The sequence below is a fragment of the Roseovarius sp. MBR-78 genome (genome assembly GCF_040547535.1).
GTDB lineage: Bacteria > Pseudomonadota > Alphaproteobacteria > Rhodobacterales > Rhodobacteraceae > Roseovarius.
Genome location: NZ_JBEPPX010000002.1, coordinates 167,827 through 184,892 on the forward strand (window position 1 = coordinate 167,827; position 17,066 = coordinate 184,892).

At 66.3% G+C, this 17,066-nt stretch carries 15 protein-coding genes; 10 read left to right on the plus strand and 5 right to left on the minus strand.

Annotated elements, in window-relative coordinates:
* The first annotated feature begins 5 nt into the window (after window positions 1–5).
* The 9 genes from ABIE58_RS02440 (at window position 6) to ABIE58_RS02480 (ending at window position 10,768) form a co-directional block, all read left to right on the plus strand.
* Entirely contained in the window at window positions 6–839 is an 834-nt protein-coding gene (locus ABIE58_RS02440; RefSeq protein ID WP_354543087.1) for a tetratricopeptide repeat protein, read from the plus strand.
* Window positions 836–2,122, plus strand: coding sequence for a tRNA lysidine(34) synthetase TilS (tilS, locus tag ABIE58_RS02445; RefSeq protein WP_354543088.1), 1,287 nt, complete (start codon window positions 836–838; stop codon window positions 2,120–2,122). Before ABIE58_RS02440 ends, tilS begins: the two co-directional genes overlap by 4 nt.
* A 79-nt stretch (window positions 2,123–2,201) precedes the next feature.
* The gene (ftsH, locus tag ABIE58_RS02450) at window positions 2,202–4,124 is read left to right on the plus strand and encodes an ATP-dependent zinc metalloprotease FtsH (RefSeq protein WP_354543089.1); all 1,923 of its coding nucleotides are present in this window, start codon (window positions 2,202–2,204) and stop codon (window positions 4,122–4,124) included.
* 62 nt (window positions 4,125–4,186) lie between these two features.
* Window positions 4,187–4,906, plus strand: a complete 720-nt coding sequence (locus tag ABIE58_RS02455) for a methyltransferase domain-containing protein (RefSeq protein WP_502950057.1) — start codon at window positions 4,187–4,189, stop codon at window positions 4,904–4,906.
* Window positions 4,907–4,970: 64 nt separating this feature from the next.
* Window positions 4,971–5,567 (plus strand): MOSC domain-containing protein, encoded by a 597-nt coding sequence (locus ABIE58_RS02460; RefSeq protein ID WP_354543091.1) that lies wholly within the window; start codon window positions 4,971–4,973, stop codon window positions 5,565–5,567.
* 127 nt (window positions 5,568–5,694) lie between these two features.
* Window positions 5,695–7,371 carry a formate--tetrahydrofolate ligase gene (locus tag ABIE58_RS02465; protein ID WP_354543092.1) on the plus strand — a complete coding sequence of 559 codons (1,677 nt, stop codon included), beginning with the start codon at window positions 5,695–5,697 and terminating at the stop codon, window positions 7,369–7,371.
* Window positions 7,372–7,420: 49 nt separating this feature from the next.
* On the plus strand, window positions 7,421–8,314 hold the full coding sequence (locus ABIE58_RS02470; protein WP_354543093.1) for a bifunctional 5,10-methylenetetrahydrofolate dehydrogenase/5,10-methenyltetrahydrofolate cyclohydrolase: 894 nt from the start codon (window positions 7,421–7,423) through the stop codon (window positions 8,312–8,314).
* A 16-nt stretch (window positions 8,315–8,330) separates the two neighbouring features.
* Window positions 8,331–9,221 carry a bifunctional methylenetetrahydrofolate dehydrogenase/methenyltetrahydrofolate cyclohydrolase FolD gene (gene folD, locus ABIE58_RS02475; protein WP_354543094.1) on the plus strand — a complete coding sequence of 297 codons (891 nt, stop codon included), beginning with the start codon at window positions 8,331–8,333 and terminating at the stop codon, window positions 9,219–9,221.
* A gap of 305 nt (window positions 9,222–9,526) precedes the next feature.
* Window positions 9,527–10,768 (plus strand): NAD(P)/FAD-dependent oxidoreductase, encoded by a 1,242-nt coding sequence (locus ABIE58_RS02480; protein WP_354543095.1) that lies wholly within the window; start codon window positions 9,527–9,529, stop codon window positions 10,766–10,768.
* 10 nt (window positions 10,769–10,778) lie between these two features.
* On the opposite strand, the gene ABIE58_RS02485 is transcribed toward ABIE58_RS02480, so the two are convergent.
* On the minus strand, window positions 10,779–11,999 hold the full coding sequence (locus ABIE58_RS02485; RefSeq protein WP_354543096.1) for a phenylacetate--CoA ligase family protein: 1,221 nt from the start codon (window positions 11,997–11,999) through the stop codon (window positions 10,779–10,781).
* Between the two features lie 124 nt (window positions 12,000–12,123).
* Between ABIE58_RS02485 and ABIE58_RS02490 the strand changes: the two genes are divergently transcribed.
* The gene (locus ABIE58_RS02490) at window positions 12,124–12,558 is read left to right on the plus strand and encodes a hypothetical protein (protein WP_354543097.1); all 435 of its coding nucleotides are present in this window, start codon (window positions 12,124–12,126) and stop codon (window positions 12,556–12,558) included.
* A gap of 5 nt (window positions 12,559–12,563) precedes the next feature.
* On the opposite strand, the gene ABIE58_RS02495 is transcribed toward ABIE58_RS02490, so the two are convergent.
* The 4 genes from ABIE58_RS02495 to ABIE58_RS02510 form a co-directional block, all read right to left on the minus strand.
* A complete protein-coding gene (locus ABIE58_RS02495; protein ID WP_354543098.1) occupies window positions 12,564–13,388 on the minus strand; it encodes an ABC transporter ATP-binding protein in 825 nt (274 codons plus the stop codon).
* 131 nt (window positions 13,389–13,519) lie between these two features.
* Window positions 13,520–14,806: an ABC transporter substrate-binding protein gene (locus ABIE58_RS02500; RefSeq protein WP_354543099.1), complete on the minus strand. Its 1,287-nt coding sequence runs from the start codon at window positions 14,804–14,806 to the stop codon at window positions 13,520–13,522.
* A gap of 79 nt (window positions 14,807–14,885) precedes the next feature.
* Complete coding sequence (locus ABIE58_RS02505; RefSeq protein ID WP_354543100.1) at window positions 14,886–15,962, minus strand: branched-chain amino acid ABC transporter permease; 1,077 nt, start codon at window positions 15,960–15,962, stop codon at window positions 14,886–14,888.
* Window positions 15,963–16,054: 92 nt separating this feature from the next.
* The gene (locus tag ABIE58_RS02510; protein WP_354543101.1) at window positions 16,055–17,041 is read right to left on the minus strand and encodes a branched-chain amino acid ABC transporter permease; all 987 of its coding nucleotides are present in this window, start codon (window positions 17,039–17,041) and stop codon (window positions 16,055–16,057) included.
* Between the last annotated feature and the right edge of the window lie 25 nt (window positions 17,042–17,066).

The window sequence follows — 17,066 nt, forward strand, 5'->3', positions numbered from 1 at the left end:
GGGCGATGCGCGCAACGCTCAAAGCCCTCGGCCTTGCCCTACTGCTTGCCCCTGCCGGGGCGGGCGCGCAACAGGCCGAAACGCTGGCTGATATCCGGCAGGAACTGGCCGTGCTCTTCGTCGAGTTACAAAAGCTCAAGCGCGAGCTGAGCACCACCGGCGGCGCGGCGCAGCCCGCTGGCGGCGGCCCGATCCTCGATCGTGTCAACGCCATCGAGACGCAGGTGCAGCGCCTTACCGCCAAGACCGAAGAGCTTGAATTCCGCATCGACCGGGTGGTGCGCGACGGCACCAACCGCGTCGGCGATCTTGAATTCCGCCTCTGCGAGATGGAGCCGGGCTGCGACATCGCCGGGCTGGAACCGGGCGACACGCTGGGCGGCGTGGCCCCGGCCACCGGCGGCGGCGCAGCCCCGGCGGCCCCGGAAACCGGCAGCGGGGATGGCCCGCAACTCGCGATCAGCGAGCGCGAGGATTTCGAGCGCGCCACCGCCGCCTATGAGGCGGGCGAGCACGCAGCGGCGGCAGAGCGTTTTGCGGCCTTCCTCGCCGATTATCCCGGCAGCCCGCTCAGCGGTCAGGCCGGGCTGATGCGTGGCCGCGCGCTCGAGGCGGCAGACCAGCAAAGCGCCGCCGCGCGCGCCTTTCTCGAGACGTTCAGCGCCGCGCCCGACGGGCCGGAGGCCGCGCCCGCGCTCTATCTTCTGGGCCGCGCGCTGGGGCGGCTTGGCCAGACCGATGAGGCCTGCGTGATGCTGGGCGAGGTCGCGCCGCGCTATCCGGGCACGGAGGCCGTGGCCGATGCAGAGGCAGAAATGGCCCGGCTCGGCTGTTCGTGAGCGACGGGGCAGACGGGGCCGATGGGGCCGCGCCCCTTCTTGGGACGGTGCGCGCGCATTTCGGCGCAAACCCGCCTGCCCGGCTGGGCGTCGCGGTCTCGGGCGGCAGCGATTCGCTGGCGCTTTTGCACCTGCTGAGTGACTGGCGCGCCACCGGCGGGCCGGAGTTGCGCGTGGCCACCGTCGATCACGGGTTGCGCGCCGAGGCGGCGGATGAGGCCGCACAGGTGGCACGGATCAGCACCGCGCTGGGGCTGGCGCATGACACGCTGCATTGGGCCGGGCACACCGCGCGCGGCAACATCCCCGATCAGGCGCGGCGCGCGCGCTACCGCCTGCTGGCGGGCTGGGCGCAGCGGCACGGCATCGCGGATGTCGCCATCGGCCATACCGGGGACGACCTTGCCGAGACCTTCCTGATGCGGCTGGCGCGCGGCTCTGGCATTGACGGGCTGGCGGCGATGCGGGGGGAATGGCAGGCCGACGGCGTCACCTTTCACCGGCCCATGCTCGCGCTCGGGCGCGCGGCTCTCAGATCGTATCTGCACGCGCGGGGCGTGGGCTGGGCCGACGATCCCACCAATGACGATCCGGCCTATGACCGCCCCCGCGCCCGCGCCGCCCTCGCCGCGCTCGCGCCCCTTGGCCTCGGGGTTGACCGGCTGGCGGCGACGGCGCGGCGGCTGGCAGAGGCGCGCGCGGCGCTTGGGGCCTCTGCGCGCCGCGCCGCCGCCGAGATCACCAGGGTCGAGGGCGGCGACCTGCTCTGGCGGCAGGCCGATTTTGCCGCCCTGCCCGACGAGACCGCCCGGCGGCTGCTGCTGGCGGGGCTGGCATGGATGACCGGGCGGGGTTACGCGCCGCGCGGCGCGGCGATGGTCGCGCTGCTGGCGGCGGCGCGCGCGGGGCGGCGGATGACGCTTCAGGGCTGCGTGCTGAGCGCCGGGGGCGGGCAGGTGCGGCTGGCGCGCGAATATCGCGCGGTGGCGCGGCTGCGGGCGCCCTCAGGCGCGGTCTGGGACGGGCGCTGGCGCGCCACCAGCGCCACCGCAGGCCCTGCCGATCCCACGCGCGCCACCATCGCCGCCCTCGGCGCGGCGGGCTTCCGCGCCTGCCCCGATTGGCGCGCAGGCGGGCTTCCGCACGCCTCGGCACTGGCAAGCCCGGCGCTCTGGCGCGGCGACACGCTGATTGCCGCGCCGCTCGCGGGATGGCCCAATGGCTGGCACCTGCACCTGCTGCGCGACATCGCCGACTATCTCGATAGCCCAATCTTTCATTGAAGCCCGCCCGCCAATGTCTATTTAAGAACGGAACGGCCCATGCTAAGGGCTACCAGACCTCATTTTCGGGAGATCTCTTTTGGGTAACGCACGCAACATCGCCTTCTGGCTGATCCTGTTCCTGCTGATCCTCGCCCTGTTCAACCTGTTCAGCGGATCGGGCAACACGCTGCAAAGCCGGTCGGTGCCCTATTCCGACTTCGTGACCGCGGTCGATAGCGGCGAGGTGAGCCAGGCAACCATCGACGGCGAGACGATCCGCTATCGCGGCACCGATGGGGCGGACTATACCACCATCCGCCCCAAGGATGCCGAGATCACGCAGCGGCTGATCGACAACGGCGTTGCCGTCAAGGCCGAGAGCCAGGAGCAGTCGGGCTTTCAATCCTTCCTGCTGTCGCTTCTGCCTTTCCTGCTGCTGATCGGCGTGTGGATTTATTTCATGAACCGGATGCAGGGCGGCGGCAAAGGCGGCGCGATGGGCTTTGGCAAGTCCAAGGCCAAGATGCTCACCGAGAAAAGCGGCCGCGTCACCTTTGACGACGTGGCGGGCATCGACGAGGCCAAGGAAGAGCTTGAAGAAATCGTCGAATTCCTGCGAAATCCGCAGAAATTCCGTCGCCTTGGCGGGCAAATCCCCAAGGGCGCGCTGCTTGTCGGCCCTCCGGGCACCGGTAAAACGCTGCTGGCGCGCGCCATCGCAGGCGAGGCGGGCGTGCCGTTCTTCACCATTTCCGGCTCTGACTTCGTGGAAATGTTCGTGGGCGTGGGCGCAAGCCGCGTGCGCGACATGTTCGAGCAGGCCAAGAAGAACGCGCCCTGCATCGTCTTCATCGACGAGATCGACGCCGTGGGCCGCCACCGTGGTGCGGGCTATGGCGGCGGCAATGACGAGCGCGAACAGACGCTCAACCAGCTTCTGGTGGAAATGGACGGGTTCGAGGCCAATGAGGGCGTCATCATCATCGCCGCCACCAACCGCAAGGACGTGCTTGACCCCGCGCTGTTGCGCCCCGGCCGGTTTGACCGGCAGGTGACGGTGGCCAATCCCGATATCAAGGGCCGCGAGAAGATCCTCGGCGTTCATGCCCGCAAGACCCCGCTCGGCCCCGATGTCGATCTGCGGCTGATCGCGCGCGGCACGCCCGGTTTCTCGGGTGCCGATCTCGCCAACCTCGTCAACGAGGCGGCGCTGATGGCGGCGCGCGTGGGGCGGCGCTTTGTTACGATGGTCGATTTCGAGAACGCCAAGGACAAGGTCATGATGGGCACCGAGCGACGCTCGATGGTGCTCACCGACGACCAGAAGGAAAAGACCGCCTATCACGAGGCCGGGCACGCGGTGGTGGGCCTGTCGCTGCCGAAATGCGATCCGGTCTACAAGGCCACGATCATCCCGCGCGGCGGCGCGCTCGGCATGGTCGTAAGCCTGCCCGAGATCGACCGCCTCAACTGGCACCGCGCGGAATGCGAGGAGAAACTGGCGATGACGATGGCCGGCAAGGCCGCCGAAATCATCAAATACGGCGAGGATAATGTCAGCAACGGCCCGGCGGGCGATATCCAGCAGGCCAGCGGTCTGGCGCGCGCAATGGTGATGCGCTGGGGGATGTCCGACAAGGTCGGCAATGTCGATTACGAGCAGGCGCATGAGGGCTATATGGGCAATGGCGCGGGCGGCTTCTCGATCTCGGCCCATACCAAGGAGTTGATCGAGGAAGAGGTGAAACGCCTCATCGACGAAGCCTACCAGAGCGCCCGCTCGATCCTTGTAGAGAAGCAAGAGGAATGGGAACGCCTCGCGCAGGGCCTGTTGGAATACGAGACCCTCACCGGCGACGAAATCCGCCGCGTGATGAACGGCGAGCCGCCCGCCGCCGATGACGAGGATGGCAGCGCGCCCGCGACCGGCAAACCCTCGCTGATCGCGATCCCCAAGACCAAGCCCAAATCAGCGCCCGGCACGGGCGATGGCGGGCTGGAGCCCGAGCCCTCGACGTGAGCCGCAGCGCCACATCGCAAGACTGGAATCCCGGAGCCTATGCACGGTTCCGGGATCAGCGTCTGCGCCCCGCGCTCGATCTGTTGAACGCGGTCGGCGAGATGGGGGCGGGCGACGTGGTCGATCTTGGCTGCGGCGGCGGCGGCATGGCCGAGGCGCTGCGCGCACGCGCAGGCGGGCGCAGCCTAGTCGGCGTCGATGCAAGCCCCGCCATGCTCGAGAAGGCGCGCGCCAGCGGTGCCTATGACGCGATCCAGCAGGCCGATATCGCAGACTGGCACGCGCGCCGCGCGCCGGGGCTGATCTATTCCAACGCGGTGCTGCACTGGGTCGGCAATCACGAGGTGCTTTTGCCCCGGCTGGTGCGGATGCTGGGCAAGGGTGGCACGCTCGCGGTGCAGATGCCGCATCAAAACAAGGCCCCCTCGCACCGGGTCTGGCTCAGCCTGGCAGAGGAATTCCGCCCCGACCGCGCCGGGGGGATGGGCACACCCGGCGTGATGGCCCCGGTGCGCTACGAGGAATTACTGGGCGGCCTCGGGCAATTCCGGCTGTGGGAAACCGATTATTATCAGCGCCTGACCGCCGAACCGGACAGCCATCCGGTGCGCCGCTATACCGAGAGCACCTATGCGCGCCCCGTGCTTGCCATGCTCGACGCCGATGAGAAGGCCGAGATCATCCGCCGCTACGAGGAGGTGATGCACACCGCCTACCCGGTGCGCGCCGATGGCACGGTGCTGTTCCCGTTCCGGCGGCTGTTCTTTACACTCACCGTCTGAGCCGGGCGGCGGGCGGCCCTGCGGGGCGGGTATTTGTCACCAAGAAGAATGAAGGGCGCGCATAATGCCGGCATTGAAACCAACCGAATTTCAGGGCCGCGTGGTCTGGCTTGGCCGGGTGCCGGATCGCGAGGCGGCGCTTGAGGCCGAGGCGCTCGACGCCGCAGACCTGACATTTGCCGGGATCGCGGGCGAGGCGCATGGCGGGCGCACGCGCCCCTCGTGCAGCCGGGTCGTGTCACAGCACCCCAAGGGCACCGAGATCGCCAATGTGCGGCAATTATCCGTGCTCTCGGCAGAGGAACTGGCGGCCATCGCCGCAACGATGGGCGCGGGCGCGCTCGATCCGGCATGGCTTGGCGCGTCGCTGGTGATCGAGGGGATCGCCGATTTCAGCCATGTGCCGCCCTCGTCGCGGCTTCAGGCGCCGTCGGGGGCAACCCTCGTGATCGATATGGAAAACCGCCCCTGCCACCTGCCCGCCCGCGTGATCGAGGGCCATATGCCCAGCATCGGGGGCCGGTTCAAATCCGCCGCCCACGACCGCCGCGGCGTGACCGCCTGGGTCGAGCGCGAGGGGCGCATCGCGCTTGGCGACATGCTACGCCTGCACATTCCCGATCAGCCCGCATGGTCGGGACACAATAGCATGCATCGCTGACGCACGCCTGCGACAGCCCGCCGCAAGTGGGGCGGGATATGTCGGATTCGCCTCTCTTGCGCATCGGCAAAGCCGCTATAGGCGGGGGGACGCAACACCCCACCCGCGCCCAGCGAAAGGACCGGACATGAGCTATAAATCCGACATCGAGATCGCGCGCGAAGCCTCGAAAAAGCCGATTCAGGAGATCGGGGCCAAGCTTGGCATCCCGTCAGAGCACCTGCTGCCCTATGGCCATGACAAGGCCAAGGTGAGCCAGGATTTCATCACCTCGGTGGAGGGCAACAAGAGCGGCAAGCTCATTCTCGTGACCGCGATCAACCCGACGCCCGCAGGCGAAGGCAAGACCACGACCACCGTGGGGCTTGGTGACGGGCTCAACCGCATCGGCAAGCGCGCGACGGTGTGCATCCGCGAGGCCTCGCTTGGCCCCAATTTCGGGATGAAGGGCGGGGCCGCCGGGGGTGGCTATGCGCAGGTCGTGCCGATGGAGGATATGAACCTCCATTTCACCGGCGATTTCCACGCCATCACCAGCGCGCACAGCCTGCTGAGCGCCATGATCGACAACCATATCTACTGGGGCAACACGCTCGACATCGACACCCGCCGCGTCGTTTGGCGGCGCGTGGTGGACATGAACGACCGCTCGCTGCGACAGATCACCTCGTCGCTGGGCGGTGTCTCGAACGGCTTTGCCCGCGAGGACGGGTTTGACATCACCGTGGCCTCCGAGGTCATGGCGATCCTGTGCTTGTCCAAGAACCTCAAGGATCTGGAAGAGCGTCTTGGCTCGATGATCGTCGCCTATCGCCGCGACAAGACGCCGGTGTTCTGCCGCGATATCCAGGCCGAGGGCGCGATGACGGTGCTTTTGAAGGACGCGATGCAGCCCAACCTCGTGCAGACGCTGGAGAACAACCCCGCCTTTGTCCACGGTGGCCCGTTCGCCAATATCGCGCATGGCTGCAACTCGGTCATCGCCACCACCACCGCGCTCAAGATCAGCGATTACGTGGTGACCGAGGCAGGCTTTGGTGCCGATCTGGGCGCCGAGAAATTCATGAACATCAAGTGCCGCAAGGCGGGCCTCGCACCCGATTGCGTGGTGCTGGTCGCCACCGTGCGGGCGATGAAGATGAATGGCGGCGTGGCCAAGACCGATCTGGGGGCCGAAAATGTCGAGGCCGTCAAGGCGGGCTGCCCCAACCTTGGCCGCCATATCGAGAACCTCAAGAGCTTTGGCGTGCCGGTGGTGGTGGCGATCAACCATTTCGTCACCGATACCGAGGCCGAGGTGCACGCCGTGCGCGACTATGTTGCCACCCACGGGGCCGAGGCGGTGCTGTCGCGCCATTGGGAACTGGGGTCCGAGGGCTCCGAGCCGCTGGCGCGCAAGGTGGTCGAGGTGGCCGAGGGCGGGCACGCGAATTTCGGCCCGCTCTACCCCGACGAGATGTCGCTTTTCGAGAAGATCGAGACCGTGGCCAAGCGCATCTACCGCGCCGACGAGGTGCTGGCGGATCAGAAAATCCGCAACCAGTTGAAGGACTGGGAGGCGCAGGGCTATGGCAACCTGCCGGTCTGCATGGCCAAGACGCAATACAGCTTTACCACCGATCCCAACCGCCGTGGCGCGCCCACCGGGCACTCGGTGCCGGTGCGCGAGGTGCGGCTTTCGGCCGGGTCTGGCTTCGTCGTGGTCGTCTGCGGCGAGATCATGACCATGCCGGGCCTGCCCTCGCGCCCGGCGGCGGAAAACATCCGCCTCAACGATGCGGGCCAGATCGAAGGCCTGTTCTGAAACGGGGCCGGGGGAAACCCCGGCCTTCCCGCATGAAAGGGGCAGCATCATGCGCGCACAGATCATCGACGGCAAGGCCATCGCCGCCCGGATGCGCGAGGCCACCCGCGCCGAAGCAGAGGCGCTGGCAGAGCAGGGCTGGATGCCGCGGCTTGTCTCGATCAGCGTCGGCGACACCGCCGCCGCCGAGCTTTACGTGCGTAATCAGGGCCGCGCCGCCGCGCAGGCGGGGGTGGCGTTCGAGACCCGCGCCTACCCCGACAGCATCTCGCTGGAGCAGCTTGTCGGCGTGGTCACGGGGCTCAACGCCGATCCGCGCGTGGGCGGCATCATCATCCAGCGCCCGCTGCCCGCCCATATCCCGGTCAAGGCGCTGCAAAAGGCGGTTCATCCGCTCAAGGATGTCGAGGGGATGCACCCCGCCTCGATCGGCAACATCGTCTATAACGATCTGGCGCTTGGCCCCTGCACCGCCGTGGCGGCGGTGGAAATCCTCAAGACCCTGCCGCTTGGCCTCGAGGGGCTTGTGGTCACCGTGATCGGCCATTCCGAGATCGTCGGTAAACCCATTGCCTTTCTGATGATGGGGCTTGGCGCGACGGTGACGGTGTGTCATCACATGACCCGCTCGGTGCCGATGCATTCGCGCGCCGCCGACGCGGTGTTTGTCGCCGTGGGCAAGCCGGGGCTGGTGACCGGCGACATGATAAAACCCGGTGCCGCCCTCATTGATATCGGCATCAACCGGGTCGAGACCGCCGACGGCCCCCGCACCGTGGGCGACGCCGATTTCGACAGTTGCGCCGAGGTGGCAGGCTGGATCACCCCGGTGCCGGGCGGGGTGGGGCCGGTCACGGTCTCGGTTCTGATGCAGAACGCGGTGCTGGCCACGCGGATGCAGATGGCGCACTACCGCGCCACCTATACCGGCGCGGCGGAATGAACGAAAGGACGACGATATGAGCGCGACGATCATCGACGGCAAGGCATTCGCCGCCACCATCCGGGGCAAGGTGGCGGATCACGTTGGACGGCTCAAAGAGGCGCACGGGATCACGCCGGGCCTTGCCGTGGTGCTGGTGGGCGAGGATCCGGCGAGCCAAGTCTATGTGCGCTCCAAGGGCAAGCAGACCGTCGAATGCGGCATGGCCTCGTTCGAACACAAGCTCGACGCGGGCACATCAGAGGCCGATCTGCTGGCGCTGATCGACACGCTCAACAATGATCCTGCGGTGCATGGCATCCTTGTGCAGCTTCCGCTGCCGGGGCATCTCGATTCCGATCTGGTCATCAACGCGATTGATCCGGCCAAGGATGTGGACGGCTTCCATATCTCCAACGTCGGCCTTCTGGGCACCGGGCAAAAGAGCATGGTGCCCTGCACGCCGCTCGGGTGCCTGATGATGCTGCGCGACCATCTGGGATCGCTCAGCGGGCTGGATGCGGTGGTGCTGGGGCGCTCCAATATCGTCGGCAAGCCGATGGCACAGCTTTTGCTGGGCGAGAGCTGCACCGTGACCATCGCGCATTCGCGCACCCGCGATTTGGCGCAGGTGGTGCGCCGCGCCGATATCGTGGTGGCCGCCGTGGGGCGGGCCGAGATGGTGCCGGGCGACTGGATCAAGCCGGGCGCGACGGTGATCGACGTGGGCATCAACCGGATCGAGCGCGACGGCAAGAACGTGCTGGTGGGCGATGTCGATTTCGCCAGCGTTGCGCAGGTGGCCGGCGCGATCACCCCGGTGCCCGGCGGCGTGGGGCCGATGACCATCGCCTGCCTTCTGGCCAACACCGTCACCGCCTGCTGCCGCGCGAACGGGCTGGCAGAGCCGGAGGGGCTGACCGCCTGAGGCCGGGAGGGGCTTGGCGGGGACGGTTGCAATCCTTCCCCGCGCGGAATCGAGGGCGAAGCCCGCCGCGCGATCGCTGGGCCGTCCCGCGGCCTAGCGATTCCGAGAGGGCGCGTAACGTATCGGCGTCACACTGACTTGGCTGATATAAAGTGGCTGTCAATGCCGGTTTATCGCTAGTCCCCGGCCCAGCGACCGCGCGGCTCATCTCTGAAACCGCCGACGCCCCCTGACCACCACAACAAGGCTTGCACCCGCGCCCTGCCTCGGCTTCTGTGGCCCCACGCCACCAAGGAGCCCCGCCCATGACAGCCCCCCGCACCATCATCGTCATCGGCGCAGGTATCTGCGGCCTCGCCTCGGCCATATGGCTCACCCGCGCGGGCCATCGCGTGACGCTGCTGGACCGCGACCATCCCGGCGCGGGGGCGTCCTTCGGCAATGCCGGTCTGCTGGCGCAATGGGCCATCGTGCCGGTCAACACGCCGGGCGTGCTGACCACAGCGCTCAAATACCTCACTGACCGCGATGCCCCGCTCTGGCTGCGCTGGCGCGACCTGCCGCGCCTTGCCCCATGGCTGTGGCAGTTCGCGCGCAACGCCAACCCGACCGATGCCGCCCGCATGATCGAAGGGTTGATCCCGCTGGTCACCGACAGCGTGGATCAGCACCGCGCCCTCGTGCGCGGCACATTGGCCGAGAAATGGCTTGCCACCAGCGATCTCGCCTATGCCTATGACAGCCGCGCCGCCTTTGACGCCGACAGCTATAGCTGGGCCGCCAAGCGCGCGGCGGGCTTTACCCCCGAGGTGATCGAGGGCGCGGCGGTGCGCGAGGCCGAGCCGCTGCTCGGCCCCGCGATCCAGTGCCTCGCGATCCTGCGCGCGCAGGGCCACATCCTCGATCCCGGTGCCTATATGGCCGATCTTGCCACGCTGTTGCAGGCCGAGGGCGGGCGCTACCTGCGCGCCGAGGCCCGCGATGTCACCCTCACCGACGGGCGCATCACCGAGGTGCTGACCGATCAGGGGCCGCTGCCCTGCGATGCGGCGGTGGTGGCGGCGGGGGTCTGGTCGAAGCCGCTGATGGAGAAACTCGGGCTGCGCGTGCCGCTCGTGGCCGAGCGCGGCTATCACCTGCACCTCGCCGCACCGTCGCAGATGCCGCGCCAGCCGCTGATGATGGCGCGGGGCAAGTTCGGCGTGACGCCGATGGCCACCGGGCTGCGCTGCGCGGGCACGGTCGAGCTTGGGCACCCCGAGGCCCCGCCCTCGCACGCGCCCTTTGCCATGATTCAGCGCGAGATTGCGCGCGTCCTCCCCGATCTGAGCTTCGAGAGCGCCGAGGAATGGATGGGCTGCCGCCCCTCCACCCCCGACAGCCTGCCGCTGATCGGCGAGATCGGCGGCACCGGCGTTTTCGCGGCCTTCGGGCATCAGCATGTCGGCCTGACGGCGGGGCCGCGCACAGGCCGCCTCATCGCCGATCTGCTGAGCGACCGGCGGCCCAATATCGACCTTGCCCCCTACGACGCCAACCGCTTCTGAGCGGGGCCACTCACTCGTAACTGCGCAGATCCTCGATCACCTTGCCATCATTGGGCAGGCTGCCCGGCGGCACGATCTCGATCCGGCCCCGCAGCTTGAGCACCTCGCTCACCGAGGCCGCGAAATGATCCGGCTCCGCCCCTGCCGCCTCGATGCGCACGGTCATCACATCGGCCTCGCCCTCGCGGCTCGCGATCACCCGCGCGCGCGCGATGCCGTCGTGGCGCGCCACCAATGCGGCCACCTGCTCTGGGCGCACGAACATGCCCTTGATCTTGGTGGTCTGATCGGCGCGGCCCATCCAACCCTTGATCCGCAGGTTGCTGCGCCCGCAGGGGCTTGTTCCCGGCAAGACCGCGCTCAGATCGCCAGTGGCAAAGCGGATCAGCGGATAATCGGGGTTGAGCGTGGTCACCACCACCTCGCCCACCTCGCCCTCGGGCACCGGATCGCCGGTGCCGGGGCGCACGATCTCGACGATCACGCCCTCATCCGCGATCATCCCCTCCTGCGCGGCGCTTTCATAGGCGATATTGCCCAGATCGGCGGTGGCATAGCATTGCAGGCACTGAATGCCACGATCCGCATATTCCGCGCGCAGCGACGGAAACAGCGCGCCGCCCCCTACAGCGGCCCGCGTGATGCTCAGCGCAAGACCCATTTCCCCGGCCTTGTCGAGGATGACCTTGAGGTAATCGGGCGTCCCGGCATAGGCGGTCACGCCCACGTCATGCGCCGCGCGCGCCTGCAATTCGGTCTGGCCCGTGCCCGCAGGCAGCACCGCCGCCCCCACCGCCCGCGCGCCGCTCTCGAAGATCATCCCCGCCGGCGTCAGGTGATAGCCGAAACAGTTCTGCACGATATCGCCCGCCCCGATGCCGCAGGCATGCAGAAACCGGCCCATCCGCCACCAGTCATGGCCCGCCCCGCCCGGCTCGTAGATCGGTCCCGGCGACTGGAACACATGGGCAAAGCCCGAGGCAGGCCGCGCCGCGAGCCCGCCGAACGGGGCCGCCGCCGCCTGCGCGCGGCCCAGGTCGGATTTGCGCAGCACCGGCAGGGCGGCCAGCGCGCCCCTGCCGGTGATCCGCGCCGCCTCGACCGCGTCAAGCGCGCCGCCATAGCCGGGCAAGGCTTGCGCGCGCGCGATCTGCTCAGGCAACAGCCGCGCCAGGGCCTCGGCCCGCTGCTCGGGGTTGCGTGTCTCCAACTCGTCGAAATACTGGGTCATTCCGCCATCCTCTGCCTGCCGCCTTACGTTGCGACAGCTTGACCAATTGATTGAAACCGCCGGCCGGGCTAGTGCAGTGCACTTTTGTATACCGAGCAGTCGCTGCATTTCCGCGAGGCCCATCATGACGACCCGACCAAACACAGCCGAGGCCCCCGGTGATACCGCGATCGACCGCCGCATCACCTTTCACGATGAGACCAAGGTGATGGAGGTCGATTTCTCGGCCTTCCATTTCGATGGCCCCGCCATCGTCACCCGCGTCTATGACCGGCTCGAATCGCGCATCGCCGCCAGTGGCCAAGACCTGTGGTTCTTTCTCGTCAATCTCAACGCCTGCCAGATCCTGCCCGAGGCCTGGGTGCGCCACGCCCATCGCGGCAAGCGGCTCAACCTCGCGGCCTCGCTTGGCACCGCGCGCTTTGCCGCGGGCTCCGAGACCGAGCAGGAGATCCGCCTGCGCGCCCAATCCGGGGGCTTTCGCCCCAATATCCGCAACACGCGAACCGAGGCACTTGCCCTGATCGAAGAGTTGCGGGCCGAGTTTCTGCACCGCTGACCTCCTCAGCTCAGCCACCGCTTGCGACGGCGATAGCTGCGCACATCGCGAAAGCTTTTGCGCCCCTCGTCGGACACGCCGAGATAGAACTCCTTCACATCGGGGTTCTCGCGCAGCGCGGCGGCGGGGCCGTCCATCACCACCCGGCCCGATTCGAGGATATAGCCGTGATGCGCGAACCGCAGCGCCACGTTCGTGTTCTGCTCGGCCAGAAGAAAGGTATAGCCCTCCTTCTCGTTCAGCGACTTCACGATCCCGAAAATCTGTTCCACCAGTTGCGGCGCAAGCCCCATCGACGGCTCGTCCAGAAGGATCGTCTCGGGCCGAGCCATCAGCGCGCGGCCAATCGCACACATCTGCTGCTCGCCCCCCGAGGTATAGCCCGCCTGGCTGCGGCGGCGCTCCTTGAGGCGCGGGAAATAGGCATAGACCTTGTCCAGATCGGCGTCGATCTCGCCCCGGCTCGCGCTGCGCGTATAGGCCCCGGTGAGCAGGTTTTCCTCGACGGTCAGATGCTCAAAACAATGCCGCCCCTCCATCACCTGCACCACGCCCGTCTTCACAAGGTCCGATGGCAGCAGATCCTGCACCCGCTCGCCGCGATACTTGATCGTGCCCTTGGTCACCTCGCCGCGCTCTGATTTGAGCAGGTTCGAGATCGCCTTGAGCGTCGTGGTCTTGCCAGCGCCATTGCCGCCCAGAAGCGCCGTGATCCCGCCCTTGGGCACGTTCAGGCTCACCCCCTTCAGCACGAGGATGACGTGATTGTAGATCACCTCGATATTGTTGACCTCGAGAAGGGTCTCTTCGGTCTTTCCTGCATCCAGCATCGCCCAGGCTCCGTTTGCTCAAGCCGCGCTCCGGCCCTGTGTGAGGGCGCGCGTCCCGGTTTCTTCTTGGCAAAAATACCCAAATCGTCCGGCCGCCACCCGATGCGGCGGCCGGACAGTGTCATGACGCCTCAGCAGCCCGGCGTGATGCCGTTCTCGGCGGCAAAGGCGGCGCTGTCTTCGGCCACCAGTTTGGAGATGATCTCCTGATCGGACTGGAAGTAATCGGTGATGAGCTTGAACTCACCCGCCACCGCATCCCATTGCGACACGGCACCATAGCCATTGCCGCCGTGGTTTTCGCAGCTCACCTTGAACTCGGGGCCAAAGCCGGGCAGGCCGATGGCGGCCATCTTGGCTTCGGTCATTTCGAGGTTTTCCATACCGTCACGCATCTGCGCAGCCGTGATCGCGCTCACACCGTGCATTTCCTGCGCGGTCTTGATCGCTTCGGCGGCCAGCATCGCGGCATACATGCCCCGGTTATAGAGCACGGTGCCGATCTGATCGCCCGCACCCGCAGCCTTGCCGGTGTCCACGACATGCGTCTTGATATCGTCATAGACCGGGTAATCATCACCAAGATTGTGGAAGGTCAGCGCCTTGTAGCCATTGGCCTTGTCACCCGCCGGTTTCACGTCGTTCTCGGAACCCGACCACCAGATCCCGATGAACTGATCCATCGGATAGCGGATGTTCACGGCTTCCTGAATGGCGACCTGGTTCATCACGCCCCAGCCATACATGATGACATTGTCGGGCTTCTCGCGGCGGATTTGCAGCCATTGCGATTTCTGCTCCTGGCCGGGATGATCGACCGGCAGCAGCATCAGCTCGAACCCGTGCTTTTTGGACAGCTCTTCCAGCGTGCGGATGGGCTCCTTGCCATAGGCCGAGTTGTGATAGACCAGCGCGATCTTACGCCCGCTGATATCACCGCCATTCTCGTTCAGGATATGGGTGATCGCGTGGCTTGCCCCGTCCCAGTAGTTGGCGGGATAGTTGAACACCCAGTTGAACACAGCGCCGTTCTTGGCCGAGGTGCGCCCGTAACCCATCGTGTGAAGCGGGATGCCGTCGGCGGTGGCCTTGGGGATAAGCTGATAGGTGATGCCCGTCGAGAGCGGCTGATAGATCAGCGCGCCAGTGCCCGCGCCCTTGGTGGCCTCGTAGCACTCCACGCCTTTTTCGGTGTTATAGCCGGTCTCGCATTCGACGAGGTTGATTTTCTCGCCGCCGATGCCGCCGTCACGCTCATTGAGCAGGGTGAAATAATCCTGGTAGCCATCCGAGAACGGGATGCCGTTCGCAGCATAGGGCCCGGTGCGATAGCTGGTGTCGACGATGGTCAGGTCGGCAAGCGCCGGCCCCGCCGCCATAAGTGCCGCGAAGGCGGCTGTTATCAGTCTGTGTTTCATCGGTTTGTATCCTCCCTTGGTTTTATCCGATGTCATCGTAGGGCGGGGTTTTTCCCCGCCGCACTTCTCAGGCCCCCCCTCAATGCGGGAAGGGCCAAAGCCTCAGTTTCTCTTTCGCCACGCGCCAAAGCTGCGCGAGGCCATGCGGTTCGGCGATGAGGAACACGATTATCAGCGCGCCAACGATGATGAGCTCCAGATGCGCCGCCAGATCGGTGGGCCAGCCGAGCGTGCCCACCAGGACGTTCTTCAACAGCACCGGCAACAGCACCAGGAACGCCGCCCCGGCAAAGCTGCCGAAGATCGAGCCAAGCCCGCCGATGATGACCATGAAGAGCACGAGGAACGACTTGTTGATGCCGAACGCCTCGCCCACCTCGACCGCGCCGAGATAGACCGAAAAGAACAGCGCCCCCGAGATGCCGACGAAAAAGCCCGAGACGGCAAAGGCCGTGAGCTTGGCCTTGAGCGGGTTCACCCCGATGATCTCGGCGGCGATGTCCATGTCGCGAATGGCCATCCATTTGCGTCCCGCCATGCCGCGCGTCAGGTTGCGCGCGATGATCGCCGAGGCGACGGTAAAGACGAGGCAAAACAGATAGGTCGCCCAGGGCGCGGTTTCCGCGCCGGTGATCGGCACGCCAAAGATGGTCCGCTCTGGCGCGCTGATCTGCCCCGAGGCCGAGTAGTTGTAGAACCACGGCACCCGGTTAAAGAGCCACACCAGGAAGAACTGCGCCGCCAGCGTGGCCACCGCGAGATAGAACCCCTTGATCCGCAAGGATGGCAGCCCGAAGAGCATGCAGACCCCCGCCGTGACCCCGCCCGCGAGGATGATATGGATAAAGATGCTCACCTCGGGAAAGCCGGTCATAAGCTTGTAGACCGCATAGGCCCCCACCGCCATGAACCCGCCGGTGCCAAGGCTCACCTGCCCGCAATACCCGGTGAGGATATTGAGCCCGATGGCAGCGATCGAGTAGATCAGGAACGGCAGGAACACCGCGTTGACCCAGTAATCGTTGATGACGAAAGGCACCACCGCAAAGGCCGCCACAAGCACCACGTAATAGCGGTAGCGGTCGAACTTGATCGGGAATGTCTGGTTGTCATCGGTGTAGGAGGTCTTGAAATCCCCCGCCTCGCGGTAAAACATGTCACAGACCCTCCCCGTGAATTTCCCTGTGAATTTCTGTCTTGTCGTGGCGCGTCGCCGCGCGGTCGCTCATCCGGGCATGTGCCATGGCGCTACACCCTCTCGATAATCTTCTCGCCGAACAGGCCCTGCGGCCGGAACACGAGGAAGATCAGCGCCAGAACATAGGCGAACCAGTTCTCGGTCGCGCCCCCCACCATCGGACCGATCGCGAATTCAAAGAGCTTCTCGCCCACCCCGATGATAAGGCCACCGACGATGGCACCGGGGATCGAGGTGAACCCGCCCAGCATCAGCACCGGCAGCGCCTTGAGCGCAATCAGCGACAGCGAGAACTGCACGCCCGATTTGGTGCCCCACATGATCCCCGCCACCAGCGCCACGAAGCCTGCCAGCGACCACACCATCACCCAGATGAAGTTGAGCGAGACACCCACCGACAGCGCCGCCTGATGGTCGTCGGCCACCGCCCGCATGGCCCGGCCATGCTTGGAATATTGCGCGAAAATCACCAGCGCGATCACCAGAAGCACCGCCACGAATGTCGCCCACAGGTCGAGATTATCGATGAAGAACCCGTAGCCGAAGATGTTGTAGGTCACCTCGTCGATCATCCCGTTGATGCCCTGCGGCAGGCCCACGTCGAGCTTCTTGATATCGGCACCCCACATGATATCGCCGAACCCTTCGAGGAAATAGGCAAGCCCGATCGTGGCCATGAAGAGGATGATCGGCTCCTGCCCGACGAGGTGCCGGAATATGAAATGGTTCACCAGCCAAGCCAGCGCCACCATCACCACCATCGTCAGCAAGATCGCCGCCAGCGCCGGGACGTGCCAGCCGAAATGGTGGATATCCGTGCCGAAGACGGCGTTGATGAGGTGGCTGAACGGCACCTGCCCGTCCATGATGCCAACCAGCGTCAGCGCGGCGAAAAGCGCGAGAACCCCCTGGCTGAAATTGAAGATGCCCGACGCCTTGAAGATCAGCACGAAGCCGAGCGCCACCAGCGCATATAGCACCCCCGACATGAGGCCGTTGACGAAGACCTCCATTCCCCAGATCAGTTGCTCAGGCATGGTGTGCCTCCTCTCTCGGCGCGCG

Coding starts and splice junctions, on each gene's coding strand:
- ABIE58_RS02440 (WP_354543087.1), top strand. CDS start 6: ATGCGCGCAACGCTCAAAGCCCTCGGCCTTGCCCTACTGCTTGCCCCT.
- ABIE58_RS02460 (WP_354543091.1), top strand. CDS start 4,971: ATGCCGGCATTGAAACCAACCGAATTTCAGGGCCGCGTGGTCTGGCTT.
- ABIE58_RS02465 (WP_354543092.1), top strand. CDS start 5,695: ATGAGCTATAAATCCGACATCGAGATCGCGCGCGAAGCCTCGAAAAAG.
- ABIE58_RS02470 (WP_354543093.1), top strand. CDS start 7,421: ATGCGCGCACAGATCATCGACGGCAAGGCCATCGCCGCCCGGATGCGC.
- folD (WP_354543094.1), top strand. CDS start 8,331: ATGAGCGCGACGATCATCGACGGCAAGGCATTCGCCGCCACCATCCGG.
- ABIE58_RS02480 (WP_354543095.1), top strand. CDS start 9,527: ATGACAGCCCCCCGCACCATCATCGTCATCGGCGCAGGTATCTGCGGC.
- ABIE58_RS02485 (WP_354543096.1), bottom strand. CDS start 11,999: ATGACCCAGTATTTCGACGAGTTGGAGACACGCAACCCCGAGCAGCGG.
- ABIE58_RS02490 (WP_354543097.1), top strand. CDS start 12,124: ATGACGACCCGACCAAACACAGCCGAGGCCCCCGGTGATACCGCGATC.
- ABIE58_RS02495 (WP_354543098.1), bottom strand. CDS start 13,388: ATGCTGGATGCAGGAAAGACCGAAGAGACCCTTCTCGAGGTCAACAAT.
- ABIE58_RS02500 (WP_354543099.1), bottom strand. CDS start 14,806: ATGAAACACAGACTGATAACAGCCGCCTTCGCGGCACTTATGGCGGCG.
- ABIE58_RS02505 (WP_354543100.1), bottom strand. CDS start 15,962: ATGTTTTACCGCGAGGCGGGGGATTTCAAGACCTCCTACACCGATGAC.
- ABIE58_RS02510 (WP_354543101.1), bottom strand. CDS start 17,041: ATGCCTGAGCAACTGATCTGGGGAATGGAGGTCTTCGTCAACGGCCTC.